14 protein-coding genes and 1 tRNA gene are annotated in these 14,896 nt (G+C 66.4%); 7 read left to right on the plus strand and 8 right to left on the minus strand.

The window, feature by feature from the left end; translation table 11 throughout:
- Positions 1 to 108: 108 nt before the first annotated feature.
- Positions 109 to 190, plus strand: a tRNA-Leu gene (locus tag QFZ46_RS01570).
- Positions 191 to 235: 45 nt separating this feature from the next.
- The gene (locus tag QFZ46_RS01575) at positions 236 to 994 is read left to right on the plus strand and encodes a DedA family protein (protein ID WP_307357634.1); all 759 of its coding nucleotides are present in this window, start codon (positions 236 to 238) and stop codon (positions 992 to 994) included.
- 24 nt (positions 995 to 1,018) lie between these two features.
- Here QFZ46_RS01575 and ku read toward each other — a convergent pair whose 3' ends face one another.
- Positions 1,019 to 1,825, minus strand: coding sequence for a non-homologous end joining protein Ku (ku, locus tag QFZ46_RS01580; RefSeq protein WP_307357636.1), 807 nt, complete (start codon positions 1,823 to 1,825; stop codon positions 1,019 to 1,021).
- A 60-nt stretch (positions 1,826 to 1,885) separates the two neighbouring features.
- On the opposite strand from ku, the gene QFZ46_RS01585 reads away from it, so the two are divergent.
- Complete coding sequence (locus tag QFZ46_RS01585) at positions 1,886 to 4,306, plus strand: ATP-dependent DNA ligase (protein WP_307357638.1); 2,421 nt, start codon at positions 1,886 to 1,888, stop codon at positions 4,304 to 4,306.
- 9 nt (positions 4,307 to 4,315) lie between these two features.
- Here the strand turns inward: QFZ46_RS01585 and QFZ46_RS01590 are convergent, their stop codons facing one another.
- From QFZ46_RS01590 to murI, 4 genes are all read right to left on the minus strand, one after another.
- Entirely contained in the window at positions 4,316 to 5,233 is a 918-nt protein-coding gene (locus QFZ46_RS01590; protein WP_307357641.1) for a cation diffusion facilitator family transporter, read from the minus strand.
- Between the two features lie 119 nt (positions 5,234 to 5,352).
- Positions 5,353 to 5,946 (minus strand): RdgB/HAM1 family non-canonical purine NTP pyrophosphatase, encoded by a 594-nt coding sequence (gene rdgB / locus QFZ46_RS01595; RefSeq protein WP_307357643.1) that lies wholly within the window; start codon positions 5,944 to 5,946, stop codon positions 5,353 to 5,355.
- Between the two features lie 2 nt (positions 5,947 to 5,948).
- A complete protein-coding gene (rph, locus tag QFZ46_RS01600) occupies positions 5,949 to 6,686 on the minus strand; it encodes a ribonuclease PH (protein WP_307357644.1) in 738 nt (245 codons plus the stop codon).
- Positions 6,679 to 7,548: a glutamate racemase gene (gene murI / locus QFZ46_RS01605; protein ID WP_307357646.1), complete on the minus strand. Its 870-nt coding sequence runs from the start codon at positions 7,546 to 7,548 to the stop codon at positions 6,679 to 6,681. The genes rph and murI overlap by 8 nt, the downstream gene beginning before the upstream one ends.
- Before the next feature lie 62 nt (positions 7,549 to 7,610).
- Between murI and QFZ46_RS01610 the strand changes: the two genes are divergently transcribed.
- Positions 7,611 to 8,936, plus strand: a complete 1,326-nt coding sequence (locus QFZ46_RS01610; RefSeq protein WP_307357647.1) for a nicotinate phosphoribosyltransferase — start codon at positions 7,611 to 7,613, stop codon at positions 8,934 to 8,936.
- Positions 8,937 to 8,959: 23 nt separating this feature from the next.
- On the opposite strand, the gene QFZ46_RS01615 is transcribed toward QFZ46_RS01610, so the two are convergent.
- From QFZ46_RS01615 to QFZ46_RS01625, 3 genes are read right to left on the minus strand one after another with little or no spacing between them, the layout of a single operon-like run.
- A complete protein-coding gene (locus tag QFZ46_RS01615; RefSeq protein WP_307357648.1) occupies positions 8,960 to 9,226 on the minus strand; it encodes a DUF3039 domain-containing protein in 267 nt (88 codons plus the stop codon).
- Positions 9,227 to 9,276: 50 nt separating this feature from the next.
- Entirely contained in the window at positions 9,277 to 10,842 is a 1,566-nt protein-coding gene (locus tag QFZ46_RS01620; RefSeq protein WP_307357650.1) for a hypothetical protein, read from the minus strand.
- Entirely contained in the window at positions 10,818 to 12,530 is a 1,713-nt protein-coding gene (locus QFZ46_RS01625) for an ATP-binding cassette domain-containing protein (RefSeq protein ID WP_307357652.1), read from the minus strand. Before QFZ46_RS01625 ends, QFZ46_RS01620 begins: the two co-directional genes overlap by 25 nt.
- Positions 12,531 to 12,765: 235 nt before the next feature.
- Between QFZ46_RS01625 and QFZ46_RS01630 the strand changes: the two genes are divergently transcribed.
- The 3 genes from QFZ46_RS01630 (at position 12,766) to QFZ46_RS01640 (ending at position 14,868) form a co-directional block, all read left to right on the plus strand.
- Positions 12,766 to 13,458, plus strand: coding sequence for a phosphocholine cytidylyltransferase family protein (locus QFZ46_RS01630; protein ID WP_307357654.1), 693 nt, complete (start codon positions 12,766 to 12,768; stop codon positions 13,456 to 13,458).
- An 81-nt stretch (positions 13,459 to 13,539) separates the two neighbouring features.
- Positions 13,540 to 14,487 (plus strand): hypothetical protein, encoded by a 948-nt coding sequence (locus tag QFZ46_RS01635; RefSeq protein ID WP_307357655.1) that lies wholly within the window; start codon positions 13,540 to 13,542, stop codon positions 14,485 to 14,487.
- A gap of 75 nt (positions 14,488 to 14,562) precedes the next feature.
- Complete coding sequence (locus tag QFZ46_RS01640) at positions 14,563 to 14,868, plus strand: hypothetical protein (RefSeq protein ID WP_307357657.1); 306 nt, start codon at positions 14,563 to 14,565, stop codon at positions 14,866 to 14,868.
- Positions 14,869 to 14,896: the final 28 nt, after the last annotated feature.

The following is a 14,896-nucleotide window of genomic DNA, read 5'->3' on the forward strand; positions in this document are numbered from 1 at the left end:
GCAGAAGTTATCCACAGGAGACGTCGGACGCGCGCGAAGAACCCTCGGCATTCTCTCCGGATATCCCCCAGGCGTCACAGCGCGGGCACTGGCTAGACTTGACGTCGCGCGGGAGTGGTGGAATTGGCAGACACGCAGGATTTAGGTTCCTGTGCCCTAGGGCGTGTGGGTTCAAGTCCCACCTTCCGCACAGCAGTACCGACTGACCGCCGCACGACCTGCTCGACGGGACACCATGCACAACATCTCGCTCATCCCCTGGCTCGATCCTGCTCTCATCATCGGAGCGGCCGGCCCCTGGGCACTGCTCGTGGTGTGCTTCATCGTGTTCGCCGAGACAGGGCTCCTCGTCGGGTTCCTGCTTCCCGGTGACACGCTGCTGGTCATCGCCGGCCTGCTGACGCACACCAGCAACGTCTTCGGCGTCAACATCTGGGTGGTCGCGCTGCTCATCGCACTCGCCGCATTCGTCGGCGGCGAGGTCGGGTATCTCATCGGACACAAGGGCGGTCCTGCGGTCTTCGAACGCAAGGAGTCCGGACTTTTCAGCCGGAAGAACGTCGAACGCACGAACGCGTTCTTCGAGCGCTACGGCGGCTTGACCGTCATCCTCGCCCGCTTCGTGCCCATCGTCCGCACGTTCACTCCGGTGGCCGCCGGTGTCGGGCACATGCCGTGGAAGAAGTACAGCCTGTACAACCTCATCGGGGCACTCCTATGGGGCTTCGGTCTGACCATGCTCGGTTACGTGATCGCATACATCCCGTGGATCCGCGACCTGGTCACCGAGTACATCGACGTCATCCTGTTGATCGCCGTCGGCGGCACCGCTGTGGTCACGCTCTGGCATTACTTCTCGGAGCGCTACAAGGTGAAGAAGGAGCTCGCTGCGGGCGGCGACCCCGAGGTCGATGCCGCCGAGGCCGAAAGCCTCACCCTCGATCCGCACGTGTTCGACCGGGCGCCCGATGTGGACGGCGACGGAAAGCACTGACCTGCATCGAGGTCGCGTACCGGCTCAGCCGGCGTCCTTCTTCTTCGCCCGTGAGCGCTCGACGCTGGCCTTGAGCGCCTCCATGAGGTCGATGACCTCGCCACCCTTCTCCTCCTCAGCCTCGTCGGCGAAGGTCTCCTTGACGTCGAACGTCTCGCCCGCCTCGATCTTCGCGTCGATGAGAGTGCGAAGCTCCTTCTGATACTCGTCGACGAACGACTCGGGATCGAAGTCGCTGGAGTAGCTCTTCACGAGGCTCGCTGAGAGCTCGAGTTCCTTCTTCGAGATCTTGACGTCCTCGTCCAGCGCCGGGAACTCCGCCGCACGCACCTCGTCGGCCCAGAGCAACGTCTGCAGCACGAGCACGTCGTCGCGCACCCGCAGCGCGGCCAGCCGCGTCTTCTGGCGAAGAGTGAAGCGCACGATGGCTGTTCGATCGGTCTGCTCGAGAGTCCGGCGCAGCAGCACGTACGCCTTCGGCGACTTCGAATCAGGCTCGAGGTAGTACGCCTTGTCGAGCGTGAGCAGGTCGACCTGCTCACTCGGCACGAACTCGACGACATCGATCTCGCGACTGCGCTCCGCGGGCAGCGCATCGAGATCTTCCTTCGTGAGGACGACCATCTGACCGTCGTCCTCGTAGGCCCTGTCGATGTTCTGGTACGCGACGACCTCGCCGCACACCTCGCACGTGCGCTTGTAGCGGATGCGCCCGCCGTCCTCGTCATGCACCTGATGCAGCGAGACGTCGTGATCCTCGGTGGCGGAGTACACCTTCACCGGTACGTTCACGAGCCCGAACGTCAGGGCGCCCTTCCAGATCGACCTCATGTGACCAGTACACACCGCGTAAGGGGCCTGAGGCCAGAGGCTTGCGGTTACTCTTTCGTCATGGCCACAGGCGCGCAGGTCGTCGATGTCGGCGGACGCCGCGTGCGTCTGACCAATCTCGACAAGGTGCTGTACCCCGAGACAGGCACGACGAAAGGCGAAGTGATCGCCTATTACACGGCGGTGGCTCCGCTGATGCTGCCCCTGCTGGCGGGGCGTCCTGTCACGCGGAAGCGCTGGGTCGAAGGCGTGGGGACCGCTGAGGCCCCCGCCGATGCGTTCTTCGCGAAGCAGCTCGAGCCCGGCGCGCCCGCCTGGGTGCACAGGATGCCGATCGAGCATTCCGCCGGCGCCAAGGACTACCCGATCGCAGATGACCTGCCGACCCTGGTCTGGCTGGCACAGGTCGCCAGCATCGAGTTGCACGTCCCGCAGTGGAGGTTCGGCCCGGCGGGTGAACGACGCAACCCCGACAGGCTCGTGCTGGACCTCGACCCCGGCCCAGGTGCCGATCTCGCTCAGTGCGCACAGATCGCGCGACTCGCACGCGAGATCCTCCGCGACATCGGTCTGGATCCCCAGCCCGTGACAAGCGGCAGCAAGGGCATCCATCTGTACAGCAGCCTCGACGGCACGCATTCGAGCGATCAGGCGTCGGCGATCGCCCGCGAACTGGCCCGTGCCATCGAGGCCGACCATCCGGACATCGCGACGAGCACCATGGCGAAGGCCTCGCGCGGTGGAAAGGTGTTCATCGATTGGAGTCAGAACAACGGCAAGAAGACCACGATCGCACCGTATTCGCTGCGCGGGCGAGCTCATCCCACCGTGGCGGCCCCTCGCACCTGGGACGAACTCGACGATCCCGAACTGCGCCAGTTGCGCTTCGACGACGTCATGGACCGTGTCGAAGCAGGTATCAACCCGCTCGCCTCCCTTGCGTCCGCCGCGAGCGCAGGGCTGCTCGAGTCCTATGTCGGCAAGCGCGACGCGAAGAAGACTCCGGAGCCCATGCCGCAGACGGTCCTGCCACCGGACGCCGATGGGCTCACGCGGTTCGTCATCCAGGAGCATCACGCCAGGAGAACGCACTTCGATCTGCGCATCGAACGCGACGGAGTGCTGATCAGCTGGGCGGTGCCGAAAGGAGTTCCGGACACGTCCGACAGCAACCATCTCGCCGTCATGACCGAACCGCATCCGCTGGAGTACCTCTCCTTCCACGGCGAGATCCCGAAGGGCGAGTACGGGGCGGGCACGATGACGGTCTGGGACACGGGCACCGTCGAACTCGAGAAATGGCGCGACGATGAGGTGATCGGCACGTTCTCCGGAACGGGACCACTCGGCCGCGTGAGGCTCGCGCTGATCCGCACCACCGGCTCGGGCGAGAAGTCGTCCTGGCTGCTGCACCGGATGAAGGATTCGAAGGATGCTGCGCACCGCGCCGGGGCGTCGAAGCACCGCCCCATCGCATCCCTCGACAAGACCCCCGCTGACAAGGCTCTTCCCGGATCTCCCCCACGACCGATGCTCGCGGAGTCCGGGACGGCGGGTCTCGTCCGGTCGCTGCGCGACCCCTGGATCGAGATCAAATGGGATGGCATCCGCGCCCTCGGCACCTGGGCGGATGGTCGGATGAAGCTGCACGCGCGCAGTGGCACAGACGTCACGGCACGATACCCGGAGCTCACTGCAGACGGTGCTCCGCATCTCGGGGTCGGCGATGCTGTCATCGATGGTGAGATCGTCGCGCTGGATGCCTCCGGGCGCCCGAGCTTCAGCAGACTGCAGAACCGGATGCACCTGACGAAGGCTCGTGAGATCGAGCGAGAAGTGGTGCGCACGCCGATCGTCTACTACGTCTTCGACCTGCTGCGACTCGATGGTCACGACGTCACCGGGCTGCCGCTTCGAGATCGGCGCGCGCTGCTGGAGACGCTTGTCGATGGTGTGGATGCTCCGGTCGTCGTGCCGCCCGTCTTCGATGACCTGGACGCCGCTCTCGACACCAGTCGCGCCTTCGCCCTCGAGGGCGTGGTCGCGAAGGAATCCGGCTCCGCCTATCGCCCAGGCATCCGCTCCGGCTCCTGGCTGAAGCTCAAGCACACGCGCACGCAGGAGGTCGTGATCGCCGGCATCCGTCCAGGAAAAGGCGACCGTACGGGGAAGATCGGGTCGTTGCTGCTCGGGATTCCGGACGCCGGGACCGATTCGTTGCGCTACGTGGGGCGCGTGGGCACCGGCTTCTCGGAGCGGATCCTGCACGATCTCTCAACCCGACTCGAGCCGTTGCGCACCAAGAGCGCTGGGCTCAAAGGCGTCCCCGCAGCCGATGCGCGGGACGCCCTCTGGGTGCAACCGACACTCGTCGGTGAGGTGGAGTTCGCCAACTGGACACCGGACGGCATCCTCCGCCACGCACGCTGGCGCGGGCTGCGCGCAGACAAGACCGTCGACGAGATCGTCGTGGAGCCCTGATCCACCTCGTCAGGCGTGGGCTTCTTCGCACTCCCCCGCGGCGGCGGATTCGATCTGGAAGGTGGAATGGGCGACATCGAAGTGATCCGTGAGGCAGGCCTGCAGCTCTTCGAGGAGCTCGGCTGATCGGCCGGTCGCGAGCAGCGCCGGGTCGACCTTGACGTGCGCGGTGAACACCGGGGCCCCTCGGGTGAGCTGCCAGACATGCACGTCGTGAACGCTGGTGACGCCGTTGAATGCGAGCAGATGGTCGCGGATCTCGCTGACGTGCGTGTTCTTCGGTGCCGACTCGGCAAGCACGGAGAACACCTCCCGCAGCAGCGTGATCGCCCGTGGAATGATCATGACGGCGATCAGCAGCGAGGCGATCGCATCCGCCGGCATCCACCCGGTCGTGACGATGATGATGGCGGCGATGATCACGGCCGCGGAGCCGATCATGTCACCGAGCACCTCGAGGTAGGCCCCTCGCACGTTGATGCTGGTCTTCTGCGCCGAGCTCAGCAGCCACATCGCCACAGCGTTGGCGATCAGACCGATCACCGCCACGACGAGCATGAGGGGGCCGGCAACCTCGGTCTCAGCGGGCTCCAGCAGACGCCTGATGCCCTCGACCCCGACCAGCACCGACAGCACGATGAGGATGACGGCGTTGATCAGTGCGCCGAAGACCTCGGCCCGCTGATATCCGAAAGTACGTCGGTCATCTGCCGGGCGTGCGGCGACAGCGCTCGCGATCAGCGCGACCACCAGCGCCGAGGCATCCGTGAACATGTGGGCGGCATCCGCCAAGAGCGCCAGCGAGCCGGTGAGCAGCGCACCCACCACCTGCACGATCATCACCGTCGCGGTCAGGCACAGCGAGATGGTCAGCAGTCTACGGTTGCTGGAATCGCGGATTCCTCCGGCTGGGGCATGATCGTGCATGCCCCCAGGCTACGGCCGGATTCCGGTGCCCAGGCGCCGTTTCGCCTAGTCGGGAAGGGTAACGATTCTCGTTAGCCCGGCAGGTCTCGTCGAGGATTGATGCCTGGCCGGCCACGGTGTCACAACGTCGCGAGCAGCGGGATCAACGCTTGGAAGGCACGGGCGCGGTGCGACTGCGCCTGCTTCTCCTCGTCGGTGAACTCCCCGACCGACCGTTCAGGGCCGACCTGACCGTCGGGGATGAAGATCGGGTCGTATCCGAACCCGCCGCCACCGGCGGCCTCGCGCGCCAAGCGGCCGGGCCACACGCCGGCGACCGTATGCTCGGCCCCCTCCGGGGTCACCAGCGCGATCGTCGACACGAACTGCGCGGATCGGTGCGGATCGGCGATGTCGGCGAGCTGGTCGAGGAGCAGCTCGAGGTTCGCCTTCGCATCCTTCTTCTGGCCGGCCCAGTACGCCGAGAAGATGCCGGGCGACCCGCCGAGCACATCGACGCAGATGCCCGAGTCATCGGCCATGGCAGTCAGACCGGTGTGGGCCGCGGCGGCGCGCGCCTTGATAAGAGCGTTCTCGGCGAATGTCACGCCGTCCTCGACCGGTTCGGGGCCGTCGTAGCCCACGACCTCCAGGTCGGGGCGGGTCGACGCGACGATCTGCTGGAACTCCGCGATCTTGTGCGGGTTATGCGTGGCGAGGACGACCTTGGCCATCGTCACTCGCCGGCCAGAGCCGTCAGCTGGTGCTCCTTCAGCGTCGCACAGCCCGCGAGGCCGAGCTCCAGCAGCGCATCCAGCTCGCGCTTGTCGAACGGCGCACCTTCGGCAGTGCCCTGCACTTCGACGAACAATCCGCGACCGGTGACGACGATGTTCATGTCGGTCTCCGCGCGGACGTCCTCGACATATGGCAGATCGAGCATGGGCGTGCCGTCGATGATCCCGACCGAGATCGCCGAGACCGAGTCGAGCAGCGGCGTCGCGTTCTTGCCGATGAACTTCTTCTCGCGTCCCCACTCGATCGCGTCCGCGAGAGCGACATACGCGCCGGTGATCGCCGCAGTACGGGTGCCGCCGTCGGCTTGCAGCACGTCGCAGTCGATCACGATGGTGTTCTCGCCGAGCGCCTTGGTGTCGACGACGGCGCGGAGAGCCCGGCCGATCAGACGCGAGATCTCGTGCGTGCGCCCGCCGATGCGGCCCTTGACGCTCTCGCGGTCGTTGCGGCTGTTCGTCGCGCGCGGCAGCATCGCATACTCGGCGGTCACCCAGCCCTTGCCCTTGCCCGTCAGCCAGCGCGGCACGCCATTGGTGAAGGATGCCGTGCAGAGCACCTTCGTGCCACCGAAGCTGATCAACGCGGAGCCTTCGGCATTCGCGCTCCATCCGCGCTCAATGGTGATCTCACGGAGCTGGTCGGTGGCGCGGCCGTCGGCGCGGACGATGTCAGTCATGGAAATCCTTCTGGTTCGAGATGCCGGCCTCAGCCAGCTCGGTGAGGTCAGGGAGCGTGATCACTCCGGTCTGCACGTGCTGCACGTCGCGCACCTCACGGCCCATGAGCCGATTGGCGAGCGCAGTGAATTCCTCGGTGGACTCGCCGGTGGCCTCATACACGGCAGTCGCCACGGCATCCGCCGGAGCGAGCAGGTCGCCGCGCACGAGTTGACGGTACACGTCACCGGCCGTCTCATCGTCGCTGGAGACAAGCGCGACGCCGTCGCCCATCACGTAACTGATCGCGCCGCGAAGGAACGGGTAATGCGTGCAACCGAGCACCAGGGTGTCGACGCCCGCGTCGCGGAGCGGGGCGAGATACGCCTCCGCCACCGCGAGCACCTCTTCAGTCCCGGTGATGCCGGCCTCGACGAACTCGACGAAACGGGGGCACGCGGCCGTGAACACGGATAGGCGCTCGTTGACTTCGAGCATGTCCTGGTAGGCGCGCGAGCCGATCGTACCGACCGTGCCGATGACGCCGATCCGGTTGTTGCGCGTCGTCGAGACGGCTCGGCGAACCGCTGGTCCGATCACCTCGATGACGGGGACGTCGTAACGTTCTCGCGCGTCACGGAGCATCGCAGCGGATGCCGTGTTGCAGGCGATCACGAGCATCTTCACGCCCTGATCGACGAGCGTGTCGAGCACCTCGAGCGAGTAGCGGCGCACATCGGCGATGGGCTTGGGACCGTACGGCGAGTGCGCGGTGTCACCGATGTAGACGAACGACTCTCTCGGCAACTGGGCACGGATCGCGCGAGCCACCGTGAGCCCGCCGACACCGGAGTCGAAGATTCCGATCGGCGCGTCGTTCATGACTACCGAGCCTACCCGCGCCCGCGACGCGTCGCATTCACCACGCTCACTAAACTGAGCGCATGACCTCGTCGACGGCGCTGCTCACGGATCGATACGAACTCACCATGCTCGGAGCGGCGCTGCGCGATGGCACCGCCTCGCGACCCAGCGTCTTCGAGCTGTTCTCCAGGCGCCTCTCGGGCGGTCGCCGTTTCGGTGTCGTGGCCGGTACAGGACGCCTGCTCTCGCTGCTGCGTGACTTCCGCTTCGGGGACGACGAGCTGCGATTCCTGCACGATGGCGGTGTCGTGGATGCCGAGACGCTGAAATACCTCGAGAACTATCGGTTCACAGGATCCGTGCACGGGTATCGAGAGGGGGAACTGTACTTCCCCGGCTCCCCCGTCCTCACCGTCGAGGGCAGCTTCGCGGATGCCGTCGTGCTCGAGACCCTGGCGTTGAGCGTGCTCAATCACGACTCGGCCGTCGCGACCGCGGCCTCGCGGATGAGCATCGCCGCCGGAGAGCGCCCGCTCGCGGAGATGGGCTCACGTCGAGCGGCTGAGATGTCGGCTGTCGCTGCCGCGCGGGCCGCCTTCATCGCCGGGTTCGGCTCGACGAGCAATCTCGAGGCCGGGCGCACATGGGGCATCCCGACCATGGGTACGGCCGCGCATTCATGGACGCTGCTGCACGACACCGAGGAGGACGCCTTCCGGGCGCAGATCGAGAGCCTCGGCACAGACACCACCCTGCTCGTGGACACGTACGACATCCGCACCGGGGTCGAGACCGCGATCCGGGTCGCCGGCACCGGGCTCGGTGGCGTGCGTCTCGACTCGGGCGACCTCCCCACGGTCGCCGCCGCCGTGCGCGTACAGCTCGACGAGCTCGGCGCCACCGGCACGAAGATCACGGTGACGAGCGACCTCGATGAATACGCGATCGCCGCCCTGGCGGCGTCGCCGGTCGACTTCTACGGCGTGGGCACTTCGGTCGTCACCGGGTCCGGCTATCCGACCGCAGGAATGGTCTACAAGCTCGTCGCACGTCAGGACCCGTCCGGATCCTGGGTCGGAGTCGCCAAGGCGTCGACCGACAAGGCCTCCAAGGGGGGACGCAAGGCCGCTTTCCGCACGCTGCGTGATGGCGTCGCCGTCGCTGAGACCGTGGTCGTGTCAGACGGCTTCGAAGCGGTCAGTACAGCGGCAGAGCATCCGGAATCGCGCTCGCTTCAGGTGACGCTGGTCGACCGAGGCGAGATCGATGCAGCCCATGAGGGATCCGAGGGGACGGCATCCGCTCGTGCGCACCACCTGCGCGTGCGCGAGGAGATGCCGGTGCGCGCGCTCGCGCTGAGCAAATCCGACCCCGCGATCCCGACCGACTTCATCGACGCGGAGTAGGTCGCAGCAGAATCGAGACGGGGTCAGCCGACCATCGACTCGTAGATCTCCTTGCACGTGGGGCAGATCGGGAACTTCTCCGGGTCGCGACCCGGCGTCCACTTCTTGCCGCATAGGGCGCGTACCGGCTTGCCGGAGATCGCCGACTCGAGGATCTTGTCCTTCTTCACGTAGTGCGAGAAGCGCTCGTGGTCGCCAGGCTCGAGGTTCTCTTCGTTGAGAAGTTCTTCCAGTTCGCGATCAAGCGTTGCCACGCCACCCTGATCGGGGCTGTCCAGCGGAGTACTCATAGCGGTGAGTCTAACCGTCCTGAGCCCGGTGCGGGGCGTGCAGTGCGTACTCAGGCGGTCTCGACGAACTCCATGAGGCGCGCGCCGCCGCGGTCGTAGATGCGTCCGCCGACAAACGCGCCGAACGCGAGGATGGCGATCCCTGTGCTCAGCCCGACCCAGAATGTCAGCGGGTTGTAGACGCCGTCCGTGATGATCGTCATGATGAAGAGCCAGAGCGTCGGGGCGCTGACGATCAGGGTGCCGATGAATGCGGCTGCCGGGCCGAAAGAGCCGCGGGATGCCGATCTCTGAGGCTGCTGGAACGGACTGTCGCCGGGGCGCGAGACCGCGTACGGCGAAACGACGGAAGAGATGCTGGACAGGCCGAGACCGGAGAGGAACAGGCTGGCGGCGAGCCCGATCATCGGGAGCAGCAGATACCAGCTCTCGATCAGCGCGAGCGTCAGCGGGATCGCGATCGCGAGCACCGGTACCGCCACGAGCGCGATCGGTACCAGCCGGCCGAGGCGATCCGGCAACCCGCGCACACCGCTCGCGACGTGCGTCCAGAATGCTGTGGAGTCGTACGCGACGTCGTTGTGCGGCAGCCAGCCGAAGAACAGCGCCATCACAGGAACCGGTACGAGCGCGGCGATGTACAGCGGCACGCCTGCGACGAGGAGCGGGAACACCGTGAGGACTCCGGCGATGGGCACGATGACGATGTTCACGATGTAACGACGATCACGCAGCCAGTAAACGAGACTGCGCGCGGCGATCGCCCCGAACGCGTTGCTGGGCAGCAGCGCGAACCAGCCGAGCCCCGTGCGCTCACGCGATGTCGTCGGGCGCTCGGTCGTCGTGAGCAGTCGGTGCACGACCCATGACCAGGTCAGCCACACTGCCACCACGGTCACGATGGCGACGATTCCGCTGATCCACGCCCCCACGACGTCGCCAGCGGCGATCGCGAACGGGAACGCCGGAATCGCGGCGAAGGGGGTGAAACCGACGATGGTCGTCGCGACGGCCACAGGACCGGGCACAGCCCCGTCCCATTCCAGCGAGGCGAGGAACACCGCGACCGGGAATGCCACGACGACGACAGCGAGTGCGAAGAGCGCGGTGAGCTCCCGTGAGCGTCGCTCCGGCAGCAGCAATGCGCTCAGCGACATGCCGATGCGAGCGACGAGCGCAGATGCGACGACGCCGAGAAGAGACACGAGCACCGCGGCGATCCAGGGCGCGCCGAGCTGCACCGCGAGCACGACGATGCACGCGCCGACGGCGAGCAGCGCGAACGAGGGCACGCTGAGCAGTGAGGCGAGAGCGAGGATCCACGGCATCTGCCGTTCATCGACTCCGAAGACGCTGAACCGACGCGGGTCGAGCTGGTCGACGGCACCGGTGAGGATCGGACCGATCAGGAAGCCGAGCAGAACGGCGGTGCCCCCGAGCACGATCACTGCGCGCGCCACAGCGAGGGGCGCATCTGCGAGGCTGAGAATGGCGATGCAGACGGCGACCGTCACGATCACGATCGCGGCGAATCCGAGCAGGGTGCGCAGCGCCCGTCCGCCGCGGAGGGCGCCGAGCATCAGCGTCAACCTCAGTCGGAGAACGTGTGCAGCCACTCGAGACCCTCCACCTCGCCGATGCCGCCGGAGAGCTCTACGAATCGTGCTTCGAGCGTCTGGCCTGCGCGCACTTCGTCGATCGTCCCCTCCGCCAGCACATCACCACCGACGATGATCGCCACCCGCGAGCAGACCCGTTCGACGAGGTCCATTCCGTGACTCGACAGGATGACGGTGCCTCCGTGCGCGACGTACGCGCGAAGGATGTCGAGGATCACTGCCGATGAGACGGGATCGACGGCTTCGAACGGCTCGTCCAGCACCAGTACCCGCGGCGAGTGGATCATGGCTCCAGCGAGCATGATCTTCTTCGTCATGCCGGCTGAGTAGTCGGACACGACGCGATTGAGTGCGTCGGCGAGATCGAACGCACGGGCGAGATCCGCCGTGCGCTTCTCGATCACCTCGGGCGCCAGCCCTCGCAGCAGACCGTAGTAATGCAGCAGCTGTCGACCGGTCAGCCGGTCGAACGTGCGCAGCCGGTCGGGAAGCACGCCCATCACGCGCTTCGCGCCGAGTGCGTCTTCTGCCAGGTCGATGCCGCAGACGACCACCTGGCCCGAGGTCGGCCGGAGCAGGCCGGCCAGGATCGACAACGTGGTCGTCTTACCCGCACCGTTCGGTCCGACGATGCCGTAGAACGAACCGGCAGGAACTGTCAGGTCGATGCCGTTGACCGCGCGCTGATCGCCGAAGTCCTTGATGAGATCGCGAAGTACGACGGCGTGCGGAACATCAGCCGATGCGGAGACAGCGCCGGCGTCGGGAGCTGGGGCTGCAACGTCTTCGATGGCGAGGCCGGCAGCGCCTGGTTCCTGAACGCCGAGCGAGTCCAGGTCGGCCGAACCGGGGTCTGCCTGCTCGGGCATTGCCTGCTCGGGGTCTGCCTGCTCAGACGCGACGGGGTCGGTGGCGACGGAGTCGGGGGCGACGGGGTCGACGACGTTCTCGACGTGTGCGTGCGCGGTGACCGGTTCGGTATCGGCGGGGTCGAGGAGGTCTGCGAAGAGGTCGTCTTCGGTGACGGCATCCACGGCGCGCGGCGCGGCCTCACCCGTCGGAGACGAAACAGCTTCGGATGTCGGCGCGGCAGCGTCGGCAGCGACAACGGGCTTGGGACGCGCTGACGGCTTCGCGGTGCGCGGCTTCGTGGTTCGCGGCTTCGCCTGCGTGGTCTTCTTCGTCGTGCGCTTGGTGGTCGGCGTGCCGGATGCCGTGCGCCCTGCAGCCTCGTCCGGCCCAGCCATCGATGCCTGGCCTGCCGGGGCCGACTCGTCGACTGCGGCACGCAGCTTCTCTGCCTCTGCGTCGGCTGCGGCCGCCTTCGCGGTGGCGGCCCGCGTCGCAGCTGCCTTGGCAGCAGCGGCCTTCGCAGCAGCAGCCTTCGCAGCGGCTGTCTTCGCTGAGGCCGTCTTCGCGGCGGTCTTGGTCGCCGCCGCTCGGGAGGCCGCACTCTTCGCGGCAGCGGCCTTCGCTGCGGTGGTCCGTGCCGCCGCGCTCTTGGCCGCCGCAGTCTTGGCCTCGCCGGATTTCACTGCCGCAGCCTTGTCCGCCACCGACTTGGCGGTCGCGGTCTTCGGCTTCGCTGCTGCCTTCTTCGCCGTGGGCCTCTTCGTGGAGCCATCGACGGAGGCGTCCGTCACGTCGTCTGGCCGATCGGAGGGGTCATCTGGAGAAGCAGTCACGGTCCTACGGTATCAACGGCGCTGGACTTTCTGAGGTACCGGCGAAACAATTCAGATATGACGTGATCGCCTGACGATCGACCTGTGCGTCAGGTGTGTACTCGATCACGAAATGGCAACGGCGGCATCCTGGACCCGGGGGTTCCCAGGGGGCATCGCTAACATGAACTCGGCACGAAGAAGTGTCTGGTCGGTGAACCGACCGTGAACACAGATTTCTTTTTAAGGAGTATTCGTGACTCTTCAGACCGTCATTCTTGCCGCCGGCATGGGCTCGCGCCTCGGCCGCGCCCTTCCGAAGCCACTGACCGAGCTCGGCGACGGACGCACGATCATGCAGCAGCAGCACGAGAACATCCGCGCCGCATTCGGCAGCGACGCACGCATCACCGCCGTCGTCGGATATCGCGCCGAGACCATCATCGAGGCGTTCCCGCACGTGAACTACGTGCACAACGAGCGTTACGACGAGACCAACACCTCCAAGAGCCTGCTGCGCGCTCTCGGCGCCACGGGCAAGAGCGGCGTGCTGTGGATGAACGGCGACGTGGTCTTCGATCCCCGCATCCTCGGCCGCGCAATCGAGTTCATCGAGCGCGACCAGTCGTTCGTCACGGTCAACACCTCCAAGGTGAGTGACGAAGAGGTCAAGTACACCGTCACCGCTGAGGGCTTCATCAAGGAGCTGTCGAAGACGGTGAAGGGCGGTCTCGGTGAGGCTGTCGGAATCAACTACATCTCGTCCGCGAACAAGAAGGCGTTCATGCGTCAGCTGCAGCGCGTCGAGGACCAGGACTACTTCGAGCGCGGCCTCGAGCTCGCGATCGCAGAAGACGGTCTGCTGCTCGAGCCGATGGACGTCTCAGATCTGTACGCCGTCGAGGTCGACTTCGCGGAAGACCTCGAGCGCGCGAACCAGTTCGTCTGAACTTCGCATTCCAGAGAGCCGCGCCCTGTCACAGGGCGCGGCTCTCTGCTTTCTCCCTGCCGACGAATCTAGGATCGTGCTGTGGCTAAGAAGGTGCATAAGATCCATTCCCTCCCGGACGACTCAGCCTGGGACAAGGGAATCCCTCCAGTGGGTTCGGACGAGCATCCGGCCGCGGTGCGAGGACTTGATCGAGTGCTCGCGATCCAGCGCCCGCTCGTGCTGGCTCATATCCGCAGCATCCGCCTGCGCAATCCGCAGGCCACACCCGACCAGCTCGTGCGAATTCTCGAGCGCCGCTATCTCGCGGCTGTGACGACGGGAGGCGCTGCGGTCGGGGCGACCGCTGTCGTCCCTGGCATCGGAACCGGTATCACTCTGGCGCTGTCGGGAGTGGAGACCCTCGGATTCGTGGAGTCGACCGCGCTGTTCGCACAGTCCCTGGCCGAGGTGCACGGCATCGCGATCGAGAACCCTGATCGCGCGCGGGCGCTCGTGATGACGCTGATGCTCGGCAAGGAGGGCGTCGACCTCGTCGGGCAGCTCGCCAGACAGGCCACAGGGCGCGGCTCGACTCGTTCGTCGTATTGGGGCGAGCTCGTGACCAAGTCCCTCCCCCGTGCAGCGGTTGGCCCTGTCGTAGACCGGCTCAAGACGATGTTCGTCAGGCACTTCGCGGCGGCGGGCGGTGCGTCGTTCCTCGGAAAGGCACTGCCGTTCGGTGTCGGCGCTGCGGTCGGCGGTGCGGGCAACCACCTGCTCGGTCGACGCGTTCTCACGACCTCTCGACGCGCCTTCGGCGTGGCGCCTACAGTGCTTCCCGCTGAGCTCGAGCCTGTGACAGGTGCCGAGAAGATCGAAACCCGCGTGCTGCGCGGCGCGCGCTATGCCGGGTCCGCCGTCGCGGGTGCTGCGGGCACTGTGGCGCGGGGAGCAGGATGGGTCGGCCACAAGGTCGGCGATCTCAGGCACCGCAATCGCAAGGAGCTCGGTGCGGGCGACTCTGCCTCCACCGAAGCAGATTCCTGAGTCTTCTCCCCCGGCCACGAAGGTCACCTGCTGAGCAGGGTCGAGGCGTCGGATGCCGCTCCTACCGTGGCGGTCATGTTGAGACCTATCGAACCGACCGAGCTGCCCCCTCCGCCTGCGTACCGCGTGCCATGGCGGGTGGTACGGGTGGATGCGTCGCATCCGGTCGTCATCAACGATGGTCGCGATGCCGCAGACTTCGTTCGCGTGTTCCGCGGAGACGGCGCCCCGTCGGAGCGCACGCAACTGTGGGGTCAAGTGCTGCCTGCTGAGGAGATCGAACTGTGCCTGTGCGCGTCCGATCCGCATGAGGCAGTGGTCACGCTCGCGTGGTTCCGACCCGCAGACGGGCTCGAATACGTGTGGCGTTTCGTGGTGTGAGCTCGCAACAGGCCACTCTCACCAAAGG

This window comes from Microbacterium murale (assembly GCF_030815955.1).
GTDB lineage: Bacteria > Actinomycetota > Actinomycetes > Actinomycetales > Microbacteriaceae > Microbacterium > Microbacterium murale_A.